General features: G+C 36.0%; 21 protein-coding genes. 14 read left to right on the top strand and 7 right to left on the bottom strand.

Annotated features, from left to right (window positions below):
• Positions 1-265: 265 nt before the first annotated feature.
• Positions 266-1456, top strand: a complete 1191-nt coding sequence (locus ACR9EA_RS07375) for a glycosyltransferase family 4 protein (protein WP_435139229.1) — start codon at positions 266-268, stop codon at positions 1454-1456.
• A gap of 362 nt (positions 1457-1818) precedes the next feature.
• Here the strand turns inward: ACR9EA_RS07375 and ACR9EA_RS07380 are convergent, their stop codons facing one another.
• On the bottom strand, positions 1819-2124 hold the full coding sequence (locus ACR9EA_RS07380; protein ID WP_435139231.1) for a GIY-YIG nuclease family protein: 306 nt from the start codon (positions 2122-2124) through the stop codon (positions 1819-1821).
• Positions 2125-2842: 718 nt separating this feature from the next.
• Between ACR9EA_RS07380 and ACR9EA_RS07385 the strand changes: the two genes are divergently transcribed.
• From ACR9EA_RS07385 to ACR9EA_RS07445, 13 genes are all read left to right on the top strand, one after another.
• Entirely contained in the window at positions 2843-4237 is a 1395-nt protein-coding gene (locus ACR9EA_RS07385; protein WP_435139233.1) for an asparagine synthase-related protein, read from the top strand.
• Positions 4234-5229: a glycosyltransferase family 2 protein gene (locus ACR9EA_RS07390; RefSeq protein ID WP_435139235.1), complete on the top strand. Its 996-nt coding sequence runs from the start codon at positions 4234-4236 to the stop codon at positions 5227-5229. Before ACR9EA_RS07385 ends, ACR9EA_RS07390 begins: the two co-directional genes overlap by 4 nt.
• Positions 5230-5256: 27 nt before the next feature.
• Positions 5257-5847 carry a serine acetyltransferase gene (locus ACR9EA_RS07395; RefSeq protein WP_435139237.1) on the top strand — a complete coding sequence of 197 codons (591 nt, stop codon included), beginning with the start codon at positions 5257-5259 and terminating at the stop codon, positions 5845-5847.
• Complete coding sequence (locus ACR9EA_RS07400; RefSeq protein ID WP_435139239.1) at positions 5840-6931, top strand: glycosyltransferase family 4 protein; 1092 nt, start codon at positions 5840-5842, stop codon at positions 6929-6931. The genes ACR9EA_RS07395 and ACR9EA_RS07400 overlap by 8 nt, the downstream gene beginning before the upstream one ends.
• A 5-nt stretch (positions 6932-6936) precedes the next feature.
• Complete coding sequence (locus ACR9EA_RS07405) at positions 6937-7815, top strand: sulfotransferase family protein (protein ID WP_435139241.1); 879 nt, start codon at positions 6937-6939, stop codon at positions 7813-7815.
• Positions 7808-8995: a glycosyltransferase family 4 protein gene (locus ACR9EA_RS07410; RefSeq protein WP_435139243.1), complete on the top strand. Its 1188-nt coding sequence runs from the start codon at positions 7808-7810 to the stop codon at positions 8993-8995. The genes ACR9EA_RS07405 and ACR9EA_RS07410 overlap by 8 nt, the downstream gene beginning before the upstream one ends.
• Positions 8996-9013: 18 nt before the next feature.
• Positions 9014-9868: an FkbM family methyltransferase gene (locus tag ACR9EA_RS07415; RefSeq protein ID WP_435139245.1), complete on the top strand. Its 855-nt coding sequence runs from the start codon at positions 9014-9016 to the stop codon at positions 9866-9868.
• A gap of 53 nt (positions 9869-9921) precedes the next feature.
• Positions 9922-10224: a hypothetical protein gene (locus ACR9EA_RS07420; RefSeq protein ID WP_435139247.1), complete on the top strand. Its 303-nt coding sequence runs from the start codon at positions 9922-9924 to the stop codon at positions 10222-10224.
• Positions 10225-10240: 16 nt separating this feature from the next.
• On the top strand, positions 10241-10771 hold the full coding sequence (locus tag ACR9EA_RS07425; protein WP_435139249.1) for a DapH/DapD/GlmU-related protein: 531 nt from the start codon (positions 10241-10243) through the stop codon (positions 10769-10771).
• A 1-nt stretch (position 10772) separates the two neighbouring features.
• Positions 10773-12098 (top strand): glycosyltransferase family 2 protein, encoded by a 1326-nt coding sequence (locus tag ACR9EA_RS07430; protein ID WP_435139251.1) that lies wholly within the window; start codon positions 10773-10775, stop codon positions 12096-12098.
• Positions 12099-12640: 542 nt separating this feature from the next.
• A complete protein-coding gene (locus ACR9EA_RS07435) occupies positions 12641-13756 on the top strand; it encodes a glycosyltransferase family 4 protein (RefSeq protein ID WP_435139253.1) in 1116 nt (371 codons plus the stop codon).
• A gap of 14 nt (positions 13757-13770) precedes the next feature.
• Positions 13771-14334, top strand: a complete 564-nt coding sequence (locus ACR9EA_RS07440) for a hypothetical protein (protein WP_435139255.1) — start codon at positions 13771-13773, stop codon at positions 14332-14334.
• 115 nt (positions 14335-14449) lie between these two features.
• Positions 14450-15100 carry a hypothetical protein gene (locus tag ACR9EA_RS07445; protein ID WP_435139257.1) on the top strand — a complete coding sequence of 217 codons (651 nt, stop codon included), beginning with the start codon at positions 14450-14452 and terminating at the stop codon, positions 15098-15100.
• A gap of 433 nt (positions 15101-15533) precedes the next feature.
• Here ACR9EA_RS07445 and ACR9EA_RS07450 read toward each other — a convergent pair whose 3' ends face one another.
• The 6 genes from ACR9EA_RS07450 to ACR9EA_RS07475 all read right to left on the bottom strand — a co-directional run bounded on the left by ACR9EA_RS07450 (position 15534) and on the right by ACR9EA_RS07475 (position 20285).
• Positions 15534-16400 (bottom strand): IS3 family transposase, encoded by an 867-nt coding sequence (locus ACR9EA_RS07450; RefSeq protein ID WP_435139848.1) that lies wholly within the window; start codon positions 16398-16400, stop codon positions 15534-15536.
• Positions 16328-16786, bottom strand: a complete 459-nt coding sequence (locus ACR9EA_RS07455; RefSeq protein WP_435138282.1) for a transposase — start codon at positions 16784-16786, stop codon at positions 16328-16330. The genes ACR9EA_RS07450 and ACR9EA_RS07455 overlap by 73 nt, the downstream gene beginning before the upstream one ends.
• Positions 16787-16996: 210 nt before the next feature.
• Entirely contained in the window at positions 16997-17653 is a 657-nt protein-coding gene (locus tag ACR9EA_RS07460) for a hypothetical protein (RefSeq protein ID WP_435139259.1), read from the bottom strand.
• A 558-nt stretch (positions 17654-18211) separates the two neighbouring features.
• Positions 18212-18604, bottom strand: a complete 393-nt coding sequence (locus ACR9EA_RS07465) for a hypothetical protein (RefSeq protein ID WP_435139261.1) — start codon at positions 18602-18604, stop codon at positions 18212-18214.
• 101 nt (positions 18605-18705) lie between these two features.
• Complete coding sequence (locus ACR9EA_RS07470; protein ID WP_435139263.1) at positions 18706-19329, bottom strand: Type 1 glutamine amidotransferase-like domain-containing protein; 624 nt, start codon at positions 19327-19329, stop codon at positions 18706-18708.
• 656 nt (positions 19330-19985) lie between these two features.
• A complete protein-coding gene (locus ACR9EA_RS07475) occupies positions 19986-20285 on the bottom strand; it encodes a hypothetical protein (protein ID WP_435139265.1) in 300 nt (99 codons plus the stop codon).
• Positions 20286-20660 lie beyond the last annotated feature (375 nt).

Genomic DNA, 20660 nt, shown 5'->3' on the forward strand with positions numbered 1-20660 from the left:
GGAGGCACGACCGAAGCATCTTTAAATTAGCGCATCACAATGTAATTGAATAACCGTAAGTAAAGATTCTTCGCTCCGCATACCGCGCTCTGAATGACAGTTGAGTTGTCATGCAGAGGGAAGAATGACTGAAGCATCTATATAAATTATAATCTTAAAGTATCATTGTATCACTACAAGTAAAGATTCTTCGCTTCGCTATTATCACTATGGATGACAGAATTATTCTACGTAATTATTACATTTGTGTTATAACCCATCCAAGATGTCTAAACGCCTAAAAATTGCGATCCTATCTGGAACCATCCCCAGTACCACATTTATAGAGCACCTGATTAACGGGGTTGCAGAGACGCATGACGTGTACTTGTTTGGTGTGCTACATAAAAAGGTGTCTTATACCTCAAAACATATACAGGTTTTTGATACGCCAAAATCGACACTTAAAAACCTTTGGGTTACTGGGTGTCGCAGTTTAAAATTGGCGGTACAAGCACCTTCCGATTTCACCGCCTTAATTTCGGAAGTGCGTAGACATTCTGGTTTATATAATCAATGGGTCTGGTTTACAAAATTCTTACCCATCGTGTTGCATAAGCCCGATGTTATTCATTTGCAATGGGCACGAGATGTAGCGTTCTATACTATTTTTAAAATACGATTTGGTATTCCAATGGTGTTAAGTTTACGTGGGGCGCATATCAATTACACGCCTATAGTCGAACCCCGAATGGCGGCAGTGTATAAAAAACAGTTTCCGAATATAGATGCATTCCATGCTGTGTCTCAGGCTATCGGTCGCGAAGCGGAACAGTATGGCGCCGATGCAGCTAAGATAACCACCATACATTCGCCTATACCTGATTTCTTTTTTCAGCATTTTAAATTACCTGTATTAGGGACACGGTCAGATTTACACTTGGTGTCAGTTGGGCGTTTTCATTGGGTAAAAGGCTATGAATATGCCATACAAACGGTAGCGCAGTTAAAAGCTCAAGGCATTAAGGTTCGGTACACCATCGTAGGTCCTGAATCGTTTACAGAAGCCATCGCGTTTCAAATCCATCAATTAGATTTGGTAGATCAGGTACATTTAGTAGCGGCTTTACCTCAAGAGGCATTAATTGACTTGCTCCATAGATGCCATATGATGCTATTACCAAGTTTAAAAGAAGGTATTGCGAATGTGGTGTTAGAGGCTATGGCTATAGGCTTACCAGTAATTTCTACCAATTGTGGGGGCATGGCAGAAGTGATAAAACCAGGCAAAACCGGTTGGTTGGTGCCTGTTCGCAATCCAGAGGCGATGATGCAAGCGGTGTTGGAGGTGTTGCATACCCCAGAATCTCAATTGCATAGCATAACGCAACAGGCGCATGATTTTGTGAAACGGGAATTTTATGCTAAGGATAGTATTCAGCAATTTGTGAGTTTGTATGAAGCGGTGGTTGGTTAATTGTCATGCAGAACCTGCCTGCCGGTAGGGGAGGTACGACTGAAGCATCTTTAAATTAAGGGTATTAGAATATAATTGAATAACCGTAAGCATAGATTCATCGCTCCACAAGTTTCGCTCTGAATGACATAGTGGATTTCAGGCAGAACTTGACTGTTTCGTGGTTGGTGGTTGATAGTTTTTAGTTTGTCATTCCGACGTTAGGAGGAATCTATTTTGTTGATTTTAAGGTTGCAAGTAAAGATTCATCGCTCTGTAAACTGCGCCTGCCTACCGGCAGGCAGGCTCTGAAATCGCAAGATTCGACGTAGTCAATGACATAAGGGTTGTCATGCAGAAGGAGGTACGACTGAAGCATCTTATTAAATCTTTTGGTTTAAAAACTCCCAAGTTGGATTAAAACTAGCAATCAATTTTTCTTTTTTTAATCTACTAATGCCTTTAATTTGTTTTTCTCTTTTTATAGCTAATTCTACTTCGGAATAATGTTCGTAGTAGATTAAAAAGAAACATTTATACTTGGTTGTAAAAGCTTTCGAAAATGGGAGTGGATTTCTATGGTAGTGTAGGCGCTCCTTTAAATTATTAGTCATTCCTGTATAGAGTACAGTTTTGTTTTTATTAGTTAATATGTAAACATAATAATTATGTGTTCCTCTGGTTTTCATTTTGTTAAGTTAGGAAAAAGTTAGTTAAGTTTTTGTTATTTCGGTTTTAAAGATTCTTCGCTCCGCATACTGCGCTCTGAATGACAGTTGAGTTGTCATGCAGAGGGAAGAATGACCGAAGCATCTTTATTAATGAAGTTTTACCTGTATAATAGTATCTCTATTAGTAAAGGTTCATCGCTCCGTAAACTGCGCCTGCCTACCGGCAGGCAGGCTCTGAAATCGCAAGATTCGACGTAGTCAATGACATAGTGGTTGTCATGCAGAAGGAGGTACGACTGAAGCATCTTTAAATGAAAGGTATTAGAATGTAATTGAATAACCGTAAGCATAGATTCATCGCTCTGTAAACTACGTTCTGAATGACATAAGGGTTGTCATGCAGAGGGAGGTACGACTGAAGCATCTTTTAAATTAGCGCATCACGATGTAACTGAATAACCGTAGGCATAGATTCATCGCTTCGTAAACTACGCTCTGAATGACATAAGGGTTGTCATGCAGAGGGAAGAATGACCGAAGCATCTAAATGAATAATGTTTTACCTGTATAATAGTATCTCTATTAGTAAAATTCTTCGCTCCGTAAACTTCTTTTTGAAATCGTTAGATTCGACGTAGTCAATGACAGACGTGACTCTTCATTCCAGAAGCAGACTCCGAATGAAATACACTTTCAAATTCAAACTAATTTATTATATTCGTCACAGCTATTATCTATGAAGACCGTAACCACGCCAATTATTCCTGTACAACCGACTTACGCTAAGATTCAGGCGCCCCACGAATTGCATTTGGAAGCTATTTGTGTGTTTGCCGCTACGGGTTTTTTTCTGGACACCGATACGTATTGGAAAGATACCGTGGTATTGCGTCCAGCATGTGAGCACCAAATCGATGATGCAGGCTATTTGGTGTCGTCTACACCTTATTTTGAATGGGAATATACCCCCGATGAAACACGAAACTTCGAAAGGACTTTAGACCAATTTACAACACTATTCGAAACCATCATAGCCGAACAAACCCAAGGACAACGGGTGATTTTACCCCTATCAGGAGGCTTGGATAGCCGCACACAGGCTGTGGCCTTACAACGTTTGGGACGTAGCGTACAAAGTTATAGTTATCAGTTTGAAGGTGGTTATCCTGAAACAGATATTGCCGATGCCATAGCTAAGATTTGTGAGTTTCCGTTTGAAGCTTTTCAAATACCCAAAGGTTATTTGTGGAATGTGATAGATGAACTGGCGCAATTAAACCGTTGCGAATCGGATTTTACAGCACCGCGGCAAATGGCAATTGTCAATCAGTTTAAATCTATGGGCGATATGTTCTCTTTAGGACATTGGGGCGATGTGCTGTTTGATGATATGCAGGTGGCAGACGATTTAGATTCTTACGGACAAATTGAAGCCCTAAAAAAGAAACTGCTTAAAAAGGGTGGTTTGACCTTTGCGGAATGCTTATGGAACCAGTGGGGCTTAGCTGGAACATTTGCAGAATATTTTCACGAGCGCATAGCCAGCTTGTTACAAGCTATCCCCATTACGAATAGTGCGAATGCACGCATTCGTGCCTTTAAAAGTTTGTATTGGGCACCCCGGTGGACGTCGGTAAACCTGGCGGTGTTTGCCAGTGTAAAACCGATTAGTTTACCGTATTACAATAATCGTATGTGCGCCTTTATCTGCTCCGTACCAGAACGCTTTTTGTCCAAAAGACAGTTGCAAATAGGCTATATAAAACGTTATGCCCCCAAAGTAGCAGCGGTGACCTGGCAAGACCAAAAGCCATTTAATTTATATACTTATACCAAAAACAAAGCGCCTTATAATGTGCCATATCGTATAGTGAATAAGTTACAACGCCTTGGGCAACAGGTTCTAGGGACACCGTATATACAACGCAACTGGGAGTTGCAATTTTTAGGACCTCAAAACAGCACTGCTTTAGAAGCGGTGTTGTATCATCCAGACTTAGTGCGTTGGGTATCATGGGATGTGATTGAAGCGATGTATAACGGGTTTAAACATAAAGATGGCGTACAGCATGCTCATGCGATTAATATGTTGGTGGTTTTGTCAACCTTTATTAAATCTAAAAGTGTATGAAATTATCTGTAATTATTCCTGTATATAACGGTGCGAATTTTATTGAAAAATCCTATTATTCTATAGTAAACCAAGAGTTGCGTGACTATGAAATTATTTATGTGGATAATAACTCAACAGATAGAACTAAAGAAAATATTTTAGATATTCAAAGAAAAGATGTAAATGTACATTATTGTTTTCAAAGTAAACAAGGGGCTGCACCTGCTAGGAATATGGGTATAAAAAAGGCATTGGGCGATTATATTTATTTATTTGATGTGGATGATGAATTGTATCCAAATGCCATTAAAAGTCTAATGAAGGTACTCGATGAAAATGAAGAGGTAGATGCGGTTTTTGGAAAAATGGTTAAATCTAATAATGGAATTTCTAAAACCAAATTACCTCAAGATGAAACGAATCAACTCATACTAAATCCTGCACCTTATTGGGGATTGGAATGGTTTGCTAGTTTAAAACAGGTAGTTGGGCCACCAGCTTTTTTGTACAGAAACAGTGTGTTTGATAAAATTGGGTTATACAATGAATCATTGAAAAATAATGAGGATACTGCGTTTGATATTAAATTAGGAATGCAGTGTAATATTGTAAAATTAGATAAATATGTTTATTTGTATTTTAAACATGATAATTCTACTATTGAAATTTCTAAACGTAACATGTCAAGAGCTTTTATGATGTGGCCTCGTTTATGTTTGGAGCATTTACCATATTATTTACAACAAAAAACACCGTTACGATATAAGACTATTTTATTTAGTCAGTTGTATCAAAATATGGCGAGGCAGTTGGTTTGTACACATGGTAGGGCAAAGCGTATTGATTTAAAGAAACAGTTGGAAAACGACATTAGAAGTGTGAAACTTCCTTGGTTAATTAACTTATACTTGAATGTTTTAGTAACGTTTCCTATAGAAGTAGTTCGTAAGTTTTATGCTTATTATATAGTGCCATTTGTTATAAAACGACAATTTAAATCAATTAAATAGTTTTGTGTTATGTTGCGATTTTTAAAAATGCTTTTGACAAAACAAGGTCTTATTTTTGTCTTAAAGAAAGTGCTTTTACCTAGATTTTACAAGCGGTATGTTGTTGGAAACTCGCTAATTGAGGCCGATGTTAATAGCACTTTTGCTACTAGAGGTTGTACCTCTAAGAATGAGCAGTTAAGCACAAAATTCTATCATTTAATGCTATATTATCCTGAATTTGCTTATGTTTTTTTCTGGCGTATTGGTAAGGGCAAAACAAATAAAGCCCGATTGTTTACAACAGATATGAATTGTAAAATTTTTAAAAGCACGCAAATAGCAGGTGGCTTAATGTGTTATCATCCCTTTGCTAGTGTGATTAATGCCAAGTCTATTGGACAAAATTTTCAATTTAGGAATGGTTTAACCATTGGTAATAAGGGTAATGATAATGCGCAATTACCTAGAATAGGAAATGATGTTACTGTGGGAGCGCAAGTTGTTATTATTGGCGATATAAACATCGGAAATAATGTGGTAATAGGAGCAGGCTCGGTAGTGGTTAAGGATGTACCTGATAATAGTGTCGTGGCAGGGAACCCAGCACGCGTAATAAAAACTTTAGAAAATGACTAAGCGTATCCGGATTTTGTTTACCACGACCAATTTTAATACTGCTGGAAGCGGCAAGGTGATATATGATTTAATATCTGGCTTAGATCGGTCTAAGTTTGAGATAGAAATTGCATGTAGGCATAACAAAGGTGCATTTTTTAAAGAGGTTAAAAACTTAGGATTGCCAATCCATATTTTTGATACACGAACGGCTTATAAACCATATTTTAACCTATTATATCGTATTCAAACAGTTGTTTATTTTTATAAAAGAAATAAATACGATATTGTACATTCTTGGCATTGGAGTAGCGATTGGACCGAGGTATTAGCAGCGCGCCTAGCGGGTGTACCCTATATTTATACCAAGAAAGCCATGAGTTGGGGCAATGTGCACTGGAAACTAAAAAGTTATTTGGCCAATTTTATCATTACTATTAATGATGAGATGCGCGATTATTTTCCTTATAAACAGTCTCAAACCTTGATTCCTTTAGGCATCGATACCGATTTTTATTCGCCTCATGGAATAGAAGACCTGCGGCAGGATACTAACGGGTTTACCATTATTACGGTAGCAAACCTCGTACCTGTAAAAGGAATAGAAGTCTTGTTACAGGCGGTAAAGCGCTTAGATGATGGCTTTAGATTATGGGTTGTTGGAGATGCTAGCAATGATTATGGACAAGCGATGCAACAATTGTCTAAAGATTTAGGCTTGGAGCATCGGGTAGCCTTTTTAGGTAGACAATTGGATGTGCGTCCCTACATTGCCCAAGCAGATGTATATGTGATTCCGACGCTAGATGAAGGACGGAAAGAGGGCATGCCTATGGCATTGGTGGAAGCTATGAGTATGGGGATTCCGGTTTTAGGTTCCAATATTTCTGGTATTAATTATGTGCTACGCGATTTTAAAGACTTATTGTTCGAGGCAGGAAATGTCACCGCTTTGCGTGACCACCTAGTAAATATAAAACAAAAGGATCTTGTTAATCGTAAGGAACTAGGTTTACAACTACGCACCTATTGTTTAAAGCATTATAAAAAGACAACGTTTATTGAAGCCCATGAAGCATTGTATAATAACGTATTAAAGAAGTAGTAACATTGAAAACTTATAATAAACATATTTTAATAGTAGGTACTGCCCGCAGTGGTACCAGTTGGTTGAGCGAAATTATTGCGCTACAACACCGCTATCGCATGTTGTTTGAACCGGAGCATGAATTTAGAACGCCAAATGGGTATCTGCTTTGTGATCAATGGTTACATGAAGGGGAAGTAAGTAAAGCGCAAATACAGTATTTAAAGGCAGTATTTGCCAATAGAGTGGATTGCGATTGGATAGGGCAAATTTCGAATCGAAAATATAAACGTCATTTATGGCCGTTTATACCGAAAATGTATGTGATTAAAATGGTACGAGGCAATTTATTAGCAAACTATGTTAATACGAGCTTTAACCTGCCAACGATTCATATTATACGAAATCCTTACGAAGTGATACATAGTCAACTACGGGTAAGCTTTCCATGGTTGTTTGATTTGTCCCTATTTGCAAAACAAATCGCCTTGGTAAACCTAATAAAACAGCGGTTTAATTATGATATTAGTACGTATGAATCATTATCAGATGTACAGCGGTTAAGCTTGCGCTGGTGTATAGAGAATGTTATTCCTTTGGAAGTTTTAGAACGGCCTAAACATAAATTTGAAGTTGTACGGCACGAGGTGTTGTTACAGGATATTACTTTCTTTTATGGGTTGTGCGAACGTTTTGGTTTAGAACCTTTATCAGATTTGGAGCTGCGCTATAAAAATCCATCTTCTAAAATGCATCCGCGAAGTAAAATTTTAAGTGAAAGTATTTCAAAATCTGCGTTGTTAGATGTAGAAACAATGCAGGAGATAAATAGCATCCTGAACGTTTTTAAAACCCAACTATATCCGATAGTCAATCAATATTTTAGAAAATCGCATGCCTAAACACATCGCTCTCATATTAGCACAGCCACCAGGCTATTCGGAAACCTTTTTCAGATCGAAAATTAAATGTTTACAAGACGCTGGCTTTACAGTGTGTTTGTATGTGCAGCAGGCGTCTAGTGCGTTTGATGATTGTACGGTACATGTGATGCCAAAGGTACATAGTAACCCCATCCGCCAAGTTTTTGCTATGGTACTGGTATTTTTAGGACTGTTGCCATATTTACGACGAGTGCTTCGGTTTATACAATTAGAACGGGCTAGCGGCCGTAAAGGCAGTCAGCTTGTAAAAAACATATACACCAATGCGGTTTTGCTGAAAAGTGATGCAGATTGGTTGCATTTTGGTTTTGCGACTTTAGCCATACAACGCGAACAGGTGGCTAAGGCGATTGGGGCAAAAATGGCAGTGAGTTTACGGGGGTTTGATGTAGCTATTTTTCCGTTGAAACATCCTGGTTGTTATAAGACATTGTGGCAACAAGTGGATAAGGTGCATACCATATCTGATGATTTGTTAGCTTGTGCTTATCGGACAGGTTTATCTGTAGATAAGCCTGTAGTAAAAATTACTCCAGCCATTGCTTTAGATGTGTTTACTAATAACAAGTATTTAGAAACATACTTAGGACAGCCTATAAAACTGTTAACAGTTGCGCGATTGCATTGGAAAAAAGGGTTTATTGCAACGCTTGAAGCTTTGGCAATCTTAAAACATAAAGGCATGGATTTTGAATATACCATAGTAGGACAAGGTGATGAACACGAAGCCATTTGTTTTGCTATCCATCAGTTAGGGTTAAGTGATCGGGTACGACTGTTAGGGGTGCAAACACCTCAAGATGTAAGGGATTTAATGGCAACATCGGATGTCTATCTGCAATACAGTATTTCTGAAGGCTTTTGTAATGCTGTGTTAGAAGCTCAGGCTATGGGCCTGTTGTGTGTGGTAAGTGATGCTGAAGGCTTAGCTGAAAATGTGATACATGGTAAAACGGGCTGGGTAGTGCCTAAGCTGCAACCAAAGGCTTTAGCAGCTACTTTGTTAGCCGTAATAAACTTACCAAGAACTGAGCAACAAGGGTATCGGGAACGCGCTGTAGCACGTGTGAAAACTGAGTTTAACTTGGAGCAACAAGCTGAGGAATTTGTTAGGTTTTATGAATCAAAATGCTGGTAATAAGTAATATAGTAAATTATGAAAAGAGAAGTATTAAGTATATATAGTAAATTACCTGAAACATTAAAGTTAAGATTTAGGAGACTAAAATTTTTTACTTTTTTTAAAAACCAAATTCTTGGTCATAACGATAAGTTATATTGTGAGTATTTTGAAATAAATAAAAAATATAAGCCCTATAATGTGTCCTTTCAGTTTTACGCTCCTATAGTTGTTGGGAGTCGAGCTATTAAAAAAGGAATAGAAAGTACTTTGTTAAGACATTCAGTTGAATTGGTTAATCGTTATAAAACAAATAAAGAGGATACTATTATTATTGATGTTGGAGCTAATTATGGTTTTTTAAGTATGGTTTGGGCTAATAGTTTGGCATTGGAAGGAAAGATATATAGTATTGAGGCAAATCCAAATGTGTATTCCGCTTTTAAAGAATCTCTAAATGTAAATGAATTAAAGAATATCTCTTTGCTAAATAACGCAGTTGGTAACAAAAATGGTTCCGTACAATTATTTATTAATAATACGAGTTCCAATATTATACATAACCAAAGTGTAACAGATGTTATTGAAATCAATATGATTACTTTAGATACTTTTATAAAAAATAAAAATATAGAAAGATGTGATTTAATAAAAATAGATGTAGACGGAATTGAATATGAGATATTACAAGGCAGTAAGTTTATTTTGCAAAAATTCAAGCCTATTTGTATTGTTGAATTAAATGAGGATTTTAAAATATTACAGTTTTTTTCCGATTTAGATTATTCTGTTTTAGATATGAATTTAAAACAAGTGAATTGTGAGAAAGTACCTAAAGTTTGGCCATTAAACATTTTCTGTGTGCATAAAGATGATTATCATTCAAATTAAATATAGGAATTCTCAATGAATATTAAATAAAGGGAATTAAAGAAGATGAACATATGAAACTCTACTACCCAAAATCCCACTATAATCTCAATTACCGTGGCCAAACCTTTCCGTTGTTAAAGCCGTTTATTAAATCTGAAGAGTTTATAGATGCTGAACGGCAAGTGGGTTATGGCAATTTTTGTTGGAAACATGTGGTTTGGATAGATACCGAAGAATTAGATGCTATAGGCGAACGGGTGTTGGCATTTCATCATGCTTTAACTGCTGAGTCCTTTAAAAAATTGCAAAAACGAAATAGAAAGCTGTGGGAGGAGAAACTGCGGTTAAAGGGATTTTTTGAACAATCTATTTAAATAGAGGTGATTAAAAATGATACAATTAGTATATTTATTTGAAGATATAAAAAGGATGGTTGGAAGAGAGAAGCTAAGGTGGGGTATTATCTGGATTTCAAGAAGCTTTATAGGTATTTTATTTTATAGGTTGGAACGAGCTTTTTTTTTGATTTTTGGAAATTATTATAAATATATCAGAATTTTGTTTTTACCAATAATTGTATTAGCAAATGCATATTCGAATATTGATATTAATTATAAGGCTAATATAAAAGGAGGTTTATTAATTCTTCATCCTGCTTTAGGTTGCGTTATTTCTGGATACTCTAACATTGGTAAAAATTTAACCTTAACAGGGGGTAATGTCATTGGTGTTGAGAAGTATTCCTCAAATATGGAATTTTTTCTAGGTGAAAACTGTAATATGGGTGCGAATTCTACCATAATAGGGCCTATTACCTTAGGAGATAATGTTAAAGTTGGAGCATCAGCTTGTGTTGTAAAATCTTATTCATTAGGTAACACAGTGCTTGCAGGTGTACCAGCCAAACCTCTTTTAATATAGTATGCCATTCACCTTTCTAAAATACCTACAACCCACACATTATTTTAGGCTGTCTAGGCTAGCGGGTACTTATATCTATCCGAAAGTGACTGCTTTACCAGTCAGCGTCAGCACACAGTTAGTACACGATAGTAACTATACGAGTGCCTTAGCCCAAGATTACGATTTGTCGTGGCAAGCTATACACTGTGGGTATATTGGGAATTGTGAAACCTACACTAATTTTGATACACTTCCTGTGGTGGACAATTACCGTTTTGCTAGAAAATATTTTAGTGTGTTTTGGGTGTGTTATGTGTTGGTGATGCGCTTGGTAACCCTACACAATCCCATAAGCGAATGGCGAGGTTTCTGGCAAACGCGACAGGTTAAGCGATTACAATTACAGCCTTTACAAGAATCCACACCACAAGGCATGCCTTTAGACCAACCGCTTAGCGAAACGCCTAAAGTGAGTGTGATTATCCCGACTCTAAATCGGTATCGGTATTTGAAAGATGTGTTGGCGGATTTGGGGCAGCAGGATTATCCCGATGTTGAGGTGTTGGTCGTGGATCAGTCAGATCCCTTTCAAGCCGATTTCTATACGGGGTATCGCTTAGATTTACAGGTGCAACAACAAACCGAAAAGGCCTTGTGGCTAGCACGTAATACGGCCATTAAGCAGGCTAAAGGTGACTATTTGTTATTTTTTGATGACGATAGTCGGGTCGGTACTGATTGGATCAGCAAGCATGTTGCGTGTATACAAGAATTTCGAGCAGATATCTCGTCGGGGGTGTCCATCTCTCAGGTTGGGGCTAAAACGCCTGCCGATTATGCGTATTTTAAAGTGAGTGCCCAATTGGATACGGGCAATGCCTTGATTCATAAACGCGTGTTTGAATCGATAGGTTTATACGACCGCCAATTTGAAAAGCAGCGTATGGGCGATGGGGAGTATGGTTTACGTGCTTATTTACATGGGTTTAAAAATGTATCGAATCCCTTAGCCAAACGGCTACACCTAAAAGTGGGGAGTGGTGGCTTGCGCGATATGGGGCAATGGGATGCCTATAGAACGCCCTCTTTGTTAGATCCGCGTCCCGTGCCGAGTGTGTTATATCTATTTCGGAAGTATTATGGGAACGCAGCGGCTCGCTTGGCCTTGTTAAAAACGGTGCCGTTTTCGATTATGCCTTATCGCTTTAAACGTTCGAAACCCATGATGCTCGTTGGCGTACTGCTGAGTGTTGTTTTAGCGCCAGTGGTTTGTTATCAGGTTTGGAAGTCGTGGCGGAAGTCTTCGGTGATGTTGCGGGAGGGCGCGTTGGTTGATGGTTGTTAGTTGTCGGTTGTTGGTTGTCGGTTGTCAGTTATCAGTTGTCATTCCGACAGTAGGAGGAATCTTTTTTATTAAGTTCGTGGTTCGTCATTACGAGTGTAGCGAAGCAATCTGTTGAACCGTGAGTCGGTTTTCGGTTCTCGGTTTTCACGTCATACTGGACTTGATCCAGTATCTCATCTAGGTGGAGTATTTAGGTTGTGAATTGTGTTGTCTGTTCTCGGTTGAGAGACGCTGAGTCGCGCCCAGCGTGACGACACGTTTTTTAATAAACAATAACTTTAAATCGTAATGATGTTTTCCATTTTCAAATTTTCAAATTAGGGAATTTTCAAATACTGTCATCCGAGCGTAGTTTACGGAGCGAAGAATCTTTTGAATGGAGGCACAAATTTGCATTTAAACTGAGATTACCAACATAATACAGGTTACATAAAAAGATGCTTCAGTCTTGCTTCCCTCTGCATGACAACGAACTGTTAACTGAATACTGCTTACTGCCAACTAAAAAAGACGTATTTTTAATCCCAAACTAAATCAACATCTTGAAACAACAATCAGTGCTTATAGTGACTTCCGAATTTCCACCTCAGCCAGGCGGGATTGGCGATCATGCTTATAATTTAGCATATTATTTAGAACGATCGGGGTATCGGGTGACTGTTTTAGCGGATTGTCGTTCGGATGACGGCCGGGAGGAGCAGCGTTTTGATGCTGGATTGTCTTTTACCGTTGTTCGAATTCCTATGAGCAAAAGACGTTTTACTATGTATTTGCAGCGGATTCGTTTGTATAAAGAGTTGTTACAGGAAACGAATATCGTGCTTGCTTCGGGTAAATTCTCGCTTTGGAATGTAGGCTTTGCTAGTGGTCGTTTTAAAGGTAAAAAAATTGCGATAGTACATGGTACGGAAGTGAATTTTAGTAATAAAATCCTCCATGCGAGTGTAAATAAGGCGTTACAGCAATTTTCTAAAATTATAGCCGTTTCTAATTTTACTAAAGGTTTGTTGTCTAAACCGCTGCAAGAGAAAACTGTTGTGATTCCTAATGGCTTTAATCCGAATAAATGGGAATCTCATCCAGAAGTTGGTGTTCGGTTAACTGGGAGTCCGAAGTTAATTACAGTGGGGCATGTTAGCCCACGAAAAGGACAACAAGAAGTTATTAAATTGTTACCAGCATTACAAGAACAATTTCCTGATATTAGTTACCATTGTGTGGGTTTACCGACAGGGCAACAGGCTTGCGAAACTTTGGCTAAGGAATTAGATGTATTTGAGCGCGTATTTTTTCATGGTCGTGTGAGTAATGATACCTTATATGCCTTATTACAAGATAGCGATGTATTTGTGATGTTGAGCACCATAACAGGGAGTGGAGATGTGGAAGGTTTTGGAATAGCTTTACTGGAAGCCAATGCACTGGGGTTGCCAACCATTGGTGCTACAGGTTGCGGTATTGAGGATGCTATTGATGTGGGTAGATCGGGTTTTTTGGTGGATTTGGGCGATATGGAAGGGTTTAAACAGGCTTTACAACAGTGTATGAACGATAAAGACAGGTTGGCTGTTTCGGCTAAGGAATGGGCCGCGAAACATGATTGGGAAAGGATCATTGAGCGGTATGTTGGGGTGATTGGGGAAGTACATTCAAAGTAGTAACATTTTGAAAAATGCATCATAAATCAAATATACTATTAAATTGGGAAATTGAAACTATTGAATATTATTTCGCTAATGGACTGAAATATTATTCGAATTTAATTAAAAAAGACTTCTCGGATGATGGTAAAATAATTGGGGAAAAGGAATATGTTGTTGGCTCATTTCAATATTTTCGAAGGTCAATTTTTTATGAATTAAATGCTATGATTGAGCAATGGCTTTTATATGCTTCTTCCATCGATGAAGAATTTTTTGACAATAAAAATCTAAAAAGAACTAGGGCTAAATCTGTGCAGATAATAAAAGAGAGGTATAAAATTGAACTAAGTAATATTTCAGAATTTGAAAATGTAGAAATTATTAGGAGAACTGTAAATTCTTTAAAGCATAGAGGAGGGTTTGATTTTACTGATTTTTCAAAGGATATTCCTGAATTCAAATCGGTTAAGGATGACATAAGGCATTTAGAAACACTTAAAAACTCAGCAATTAAATTTATCAAAGAATTAATTGTTGCTATTTTACTCATTGATAAAAGAAAAAATACTAAGCACAACAATGGCTATAATTAACTGCTTGTACTTGCTTACTTTGGAAATTCCTCAGGAATTTCCAACTTGGTGTGTACTTGCCAAATTTAGTGCTAACCCACTCAACTTTTTATAAACAAAACCGTTGACATTAATTATGAAAAACATAGGCTTAATATTATTATTCTTAGTTAATTTTTCAATTAATGCCCAAGAAAAACTTATTGGAAATTATTGTACAATTCCAATTGGTGAATCTGATGTGACTTGTTATAGTTTTAAAGAAAATCAACAATTTGAATTTAAGATTTCAGGATGTTTAGGAATATCTACTTATGGAAAAGGTAATTATTCTATAAAAAACAAACAACTATTATTAAATTTTGACAATGGAAAAGGAAGTCAAAATAGCAGAATCGTATTTAAAAAATTAAAAGAGACTTCACAAGATTCGATTACTCTTAAACTAAAAGTAAGTGATGTTTATGGAATAGGCATTCCTGCAAAGATTTATCCGAAAGAAATGGATTTAATGGATTTCGACTTTGAGAAAAATTATGCCGATATTAATGGAAATTGGATTTGGAAAAACAAAAAAAACAGTGAATCAAAGCACTTTGTAATTTCAGAAAATGGATATGCTGAACTTGAATTTGCTATTGATTTAGAAAAAAGTCAAGAAATAGAAATAGTTTTAGCTCCTCCAAGTCCGAATTCAATTTCATCCAAAGAATTCAGAAAAAACATAGAAATTATAGATTCCGATAATTTGAGAATAAACGGAATGAAATTCAAAAGGGAAAAATAACTATTGCCAGCAACGTTTATATTTTATTTGTTCAATCGGGATTTTCAATAAATCTCCATCGTAATGAACTTCGTTATTCTCAAACTGTTCTTTCGTAAACGCTTTTAGTTTCTTTTCAGGTTTTAAATATTCTCCTAAAAGTTTAATGTCAATTAATTCGTTAAAAGTCAATTCAGTTCTAACAATTTCAAATTTCGTATTTGGAAATTTGCGGGAATATTGTAGTTCGTCAAAATATTGACCTTGTAAAAACAATGTTTCGTTTTCAGATATTTTTAGATAAAACCCAGAGCCTAAATCAAAAGCTTCTTTTCGTTTATTTTTTTGTCTGTATTATACTGAAATAGGTTGACCTTTTTTCGGTTCATTTTTGCACGATCAAACCATTTTTTTAGCCGTTTAGAAGGCAAAAAATAATTTGAACTAGGTCTTTTTAAATCGTTAGTTCAGGTAAACTTACATTATTTTTTCTATAGGATCTATATTTTATATTGGGATTTCGGTGAACTTCATCGGGCTTTCTTAGATCCAGGCTAAAATGGGTTCTAAGGTTGTTGTAAATATATACAGCTTGGTCTGTTAGTTTTTGAGCCATTTTGGTGTTTTTAATAGTTTGTTTTAGCCCATATTCATGTTTTAGCGTTCTGTTAATACGCTCAGCAACAGCGTTTTCATAAGGGTCGTATTGTTCTGTCATGCTCATTGTAATACCATTGCTCTCAGCAAAATCTGTGTACTTAGGATTGCAGTACTGTAAGCCTCTGTCGGAATGATGAATGAGTTTTTTCTTTGGATATTTTCTGTTTTTTATGGCCATATTAAGCGCTTCTAAGCAAAACGAAGTTCTCATATGGTTATCAAGTTTATAACCCATTATTTTCTTTGAATAGGCATCGGTTATAATGGCAAGGTAATTATGGCCGTTTTCTGTTTTGATATATGTGATATCGCTAACCCATAGCTGTTCGGGCCGGGTAGGGACGTGGTCTTTGACTAGGTTTTTGTATTTTTTGTACATGTGGTTAGAGTTCGTGGTTGTGATGTAGTTTTTAGTTTTAGGAACCAGCAAGCTGTTTAGCCTTAAAAGCCTATAGAATTTATCTCTGCCAATTTTAATGTTGTTGTTGATAAGTTCCTGTTTTAGCTCTTTATACAGTTTGATTCCTCCTGTTTTAGAGCCTACTTTTTTACGGTAATCCTTAACTAAAGCAACTATTTTTTGGAGGTCTAATTCTTGTTTTTGTTGGTTTTTGATCCTTTTGTAGAAGGCTTGTTTACTAATCCCAAAACATCCGTAGATCCATTTTCTTTTAAACGGTCTTTCTTCTTTTTCTCTATCTCTTTTGCCAATGTTTTGGGCAATGACTTTTTTGACATATCTACGCCTGTAATGAGCTCCATATCAGCGATAATATCCTGTTGGAAGTCTTTTTGAAACTCTAGTTCTTCAATACGTTCTTTAAGTTTTTTGATCTCGTCGTTTTTGCTCATACCAGTATTTTGTTGTACTAATGTACTGTATTTTCTTAACCAATAGGAAATTGTTGTCCTTGGGACATCGTATTTTTTAGAAGCTTGGTTGTTTGAGATGTGTCCGGTTAGGATTTGGTCAACGACCAAAAGTTTGGTCTCTAAATTGACTTTTTGGTAGCTTTTTTTTTGCCAGTGTTCTTTTTGAGTTTTCATAAGTGACTGTAATTAATTGCTTAATTTTTGGTCAACCTATTTCAGGAAAAGTCATTTGTCAACATTATGCACAACGGTTTTGTTTATGAAAAGTTGCGAATTTGGCGACGAGGATTTTCCGTAGGAAAATAAGAAGTTGGTGAATTTGCAACTATGTTCCGTTTTTGCTAAAAGTAGCAATTTTTTATAAACGTTGTTGTGGCACGTATTTTATTCTTTTCGATACGCTATCATTTCCGTTGGTCCAGTTGGAATTAAACAAAGTTTTAAAAATTCCGACGTAACTTCTTTGATTGGAATTGTACCATTTCTTTTTCCTTTAAAATACATAGAAACAAAAAACGTTAAGTCAATTTTTTCAATCATTTTTTTCTCTCCTTCTTTTATCTTAAACAGTTCCAGTCTTTCTTTATCCCAAAGTTCTTTGTTAAATTCAAATTCCGATTCTCGTCCGTTTTCAGTCAACACGAAAGTCATTTTTTCAATATCTTCTTTTTTCAGCGTTGTTATTGTCGGTTCGAGTCGATAAAAGTCACATTCAAAAACAGCGTCTTTGTCGTTTGATTTTCCGTTTATAAACCACTTTAGATGATTCTCATTAACGATTTCGTATTTTGAGGTTTTCTCATTATTGTTGTTCAAGAAATCTCCATTATCCATTTTCAGTGTCGTAGCTTTTTCGGTAAGCGAAAAATCAGTGTAAATGTCAACTGTATCGTTTTTAATTTCCATAAGTTGAAATCCAGGATAACCCTTTTTACCAATTCCGGAATCAACGTCTTTTAGAATCCATTTTCCATTCAAATTTTGTCCAATTGCTGAATTAGAAATCATTGTTAATAATATGACGATTGTTGTTTTTTTCAATATGTGCCACAACGGTTTTGTTTATGAAAAGTTGCGAATTTGGCGACGAGGATTTTCCGTAGGAAAATCAGAAGTTGATAAATTAGCGACTATATTCCGTTTTTTGTTAAAAGTAGCAATTTTTTATAAACGTTGTTACCTTTTGTACATTTTTCAGTTCAGAGCTTTATTCCGATTTCATTATTCGATTCCGTTTAGTTCAGTCAAAATCCGATTGAGTAGGGAAGTCCGCGTGCTTTATTCCGTGTTGTATTCCGATAAGTTTTTGAATTCCGCTTGAGTGAGTTTCAGAGTTCAGTTCAGTAATTAAATCCGCAAACTTGCTAAATTCCGTTTGAGTAAGATTCCGTGTAGTGTTTTGCACAAATTCTCATTTTTAGTTTTATAAGTCTGAGTGAGAATCCGTATAAAAGGTAACGGTCTCGTATAACCGTCAGTTACGGGATTAAAGTTAATGATTTTCGGTTAAGCACTGACGTTAGCAATTCCGAGTGGATTCGGACGCAGTCGAATCCGCCGTAATTGCGGTTATACATTGTTGTAGCACGTTTTTTTAATTCAGTCGATAAATAATTGTTCAAATAAATCATCTTTGTGTTTTATAATTGAGTCAATATTTATTTCCGCAATTTTTAGATGTTCAGTATAAGTCATATGAAATTGATAATGACTTAAAACTACATTTTCCAATTTTTCTTTAATATTTTTTTCTCCGTTGTAATTTTCCGCGAGTGTTTTCCAAAGTTTTCGTTCCGCATTTAATTTATTCAAATTATTGTCAGCGCAATGTCCGTGAGTTTTCCAGTTGCAATAGGCATTATTAAAAATCCGCCACTCATATTCAGTCGAAAAATCCGCAAACTTTTCAGTCCGATTAAATGCTGGGTCAAACACAAATAATAGAATTCCGATAACCAAAATAATTCCTAAAATTTTCAATGCGTTTTTCATTTCTTAAATGTGCTACAACGGTTCGGCTAAGGTTTGTTGCGTGGGTTGGGCACTAATTTAATAAATAAAACTGGGCAAAGTTCATTGTTGGTAACAGTTTTTTATTCTATTATAAAGACTTCTCCATCTCTCATTGTCTTAAAAAGCCATTTATTATCAATACATCTTTTAACCTCTTTTTCAATTTCCTCCGATTCGGGATGGTCAGAATCATAATGAGGTAATATGCCATAATCGAATAGATTTAATCCTTCCCAAATTGTTTCCTTTATTTCTTTATATGGAAAATCATTTGGGTCATCCACGAATTCAATGTATTTCAATGAGTCAGAAAGAATACATACTCCAGCACTATAACCTCCATAAAAGAAGTCGGCTCTTTTCTGCAATTCGGTGAAAATATTGTCAAATCCACTTAATTTCATTGCTTGCCTCAAAACGAATGTATTTCCTCCACAAATCCAAATTCCATCGAGAGAAGCAATTTTATTTCTTAATTTGTTTTCCTCTCCAAAATATTTTTTTAAGTCTAAATGTTCGCTAATAAAACCTAAACTGTTTATAAATTCCATTTCTTCTTTTAAGTGGTTGTTTCTAATTTTTGGATTGGCGGTTGTCCAATCTTTAGAATTATTTATATGACCAACTTTTGCACCTTGAGGAAGCATTTCTATTAGTTTGTCAACTCTGTTGCCAAATTTGTAAGAAGATAAATAGTATTTCATTGATTATTTACGATGTATCTCAAATTGTTACCAACGGTTTTGTTTATGAAAAGTTGCGAATTTGACAACGAGGATTTTCCGTAGGAAAATCAGAAGTTGATAAATTAGCGACTATGTTCCGTTTAGGTTAAAAATAGCAATTTTTTATAAACGTTGTTGTAAGTAGTAGTTTTTTTACGTTTTTATGATTCTGAAATCAGAGTTTTAAATTCAGAATTCAAAATCAGTTAATCAAATCAAATTCAGAGTTTAATTCATTGATTATTCCGCGAGAGTGAGATTTGGCGTTCTGATCGGCTTAAGAGTTTTACAATTCCGTTTTGAGCGAGTTTTAGAGTTCAATTCAGTAATTAAATCCGCATTGTTTTTCTCCGGTTTTGAGTTAGAAATTCAGAGTTTTGTTCTGCGTTATTATCTTTAAAAATTCAGATTTTTAATCTCAAATTGATTGCGTCTGAGTGTGTTCCGCTATTACTTACAACGGTTTGTATAAGAATAGTGCGGTTTTGTGTCCGAGGATTTTCCGCAGGAAAATCAGAGTGACCAAATACGCACTAACCTAAAGTTTTGTACTAAACTACGCATTATTTTTATACTGTGTTGTGCAACGTATTTTTTTTCTGTTTATAAAATTCAGTCAGTTTTATGTCTGTAAATCAATAATGCGGAATATAATTCAAGAATTCAATTCCGCCAATTTTGCCGTTTTTTAAAATGTCCAAAACAATTGTTCCTTCTGTCGGATGCTCCAATTCAATAGATTCTTCGAATTGCCATTCAGAACCTGATTGATTAGGTCTAAATCCGCTTACAAATCTCACATAAGCCTGTCTAAAACATTCTTTGATTTCCGAATTTTCCAATTGCTCAATTAGGTCAGTCCGTTCAGGTTCCTGCTCCTGCTCCTTAATCAGGTCAATTATCCACTCTATTTTAAATTTCGGTTGTTTTGTCATATGTTGCACAACGTATTTGTATAAGCTTAGTTGCGCTGAAAATCCGCAAGGATTTTCAGATTGAGAAACTAAGATAGTAAAAATGCGAGGATTTTCCGTAGGAAAATCAGAAGCAATTAAACTTATACTGTGTTACAAAATGTAGCGACACGTCAGATTGGTTGCGCTCTGCATTTTGTCCACGCAAAATTTAAAGTTTAGATTTTGAGTTTTTTAGAATATTCTAGCTTAAAATTCTCAAAAAAAAAAATCGCGAACAGTAAACCACGCTTTTTTCAAACGTTCTAAAATTCCGCAACCTTGCTCAATTCCGCAAACAGGCTCAATTTCGCATGAGTAAAATTCCGAATAGCCTTATTTAAATTCAGAGCTTGA

The sequence above is a fragment of the Formosa sp. A9 genome (genome assembly GCF_051200825.1).
Taxonomy (GTDB): Bacteria; Bacteroidota; Bacteroidia; order Flavobacteriales; family Flavobacteriaceae; genus Formosa.

Bases quoted from the DNA above. Each gene is read 5' to 3' on its own strand.
- ACR9EA_RS07375 (WP_435139229.1), top strand. From the start codon at position 266: ATGTCTAAACGCCTAAAAATTGCGATCCTATCTGGAACCATCCCCAGT.
- ACR9EA_RS07380 (WP_435139231.1), bottom strand. From the start codon at position 2,124: ATGAAAACCAGAGGAACACATAATTATTATGTTTACATATTAACTAAT.
- ACR9EA_RS07385 (WP_435139233.1), top strand. From the start codon at position 2,843: ATGAAGACCGTAACCACGCCAATTATTCCTGTACAACCGACTTACGCT.
- ACR9EA_RS07390 (WP_435139235.1), top strand. From the start codon at position 4,234: ATGAAATTATCTGTAATTATTCCTGTATATAACGGTGCGAATTTTATT.
- ACR9EA_RS07395 (WP_435139237.1), top strand. From the start codon at position 5,257: ATGCTTTTGACAAAACAAGGTCTTATTTTTGTCTTAAAGAAAGTGCTT.
- ACR9EA_RS07400 (WP_435139239.1), top strand. From the start codon at position 5,840: ATGACTAAGCGTATCCGGATTTTGTTTACCACGACCAATTTTAATACT.
- ACR9EA_RS07410 (WP_435139243.1), top strand. From the start codon at position 7,808: ATGCCTAAACACATCGCTCTCATATTAGCACAGCCACCAGGCTATTCG.
- ACR9EA_RS07415 (WP_435139245.1), top strand. From the start codon at position 9,014: ATGAAAAGAGAAGTATTAAGTATATATAGTAAATTACCTGAAACATTA.
- ACR9EA_RS07420 (WP_435139247.1), top strand. From the start codon at position 9,922: ATGAAACTCTACTACCCAAAATCCCACTATAATCTCAATTACCGTGGC.
- ACR9EA_RS07425 (WP_435139249.1), top strand. From the start codon at position 10,241: ATGATACAATTAGTATATTTATTTGAAGATATAAAAAGGATGGTTGGA.
- ACR9EA_RS07430 (WP_435139251.1), top strand. From the start codon at position 10,773: ATGCCATTCACCTTTCTAAAATACCTACAACCCACACATTATTTTAGG.
- ACR9EA_RS07440 (WP_435139255.1), top strand. From the start codon at position 13,771: ATGCATCATAAATCAAATATACTATTAAATTGGGAAATTGAAACTATT.
- ACR9EA_RS07445 (WP_435139257.1), top strand. From the start codon at position 14,450: ATGAAAAACATAGGCTTAATATTATTATTCTTAGTTAATTTTTCAATT.
- ACR9EA_RS07455 (WP_435138282.1), bottom strand. From the start codon at position 16,786: ATGAAAACTCAAAAAGAACACTGGCAAAAAAAAAGCTACCAAAAAGTC.
- ACR9EA_RS07465 (WP_435139261.1), bottom strand. From the start codon at position 18,604: ATGAAAAACGCATTGAAAATTTTAGGAATTATTTTGGTTATCGGAATT.
- ACR9EA_RS07470 (WP_435139263.1), bottom strand. From the start codon at position 19,329: ATGAAATACTATTTATCTTCTTACAAATTTGGCAACAGAGTTGACAAA.
- ACR9EA_RS07475 (WP_435139265.1), bottom strand. From the start codon at position 20,285: ATGACAAAACAACCGAAATTTAAAATAGAGTGGATAATTGACCTGATT.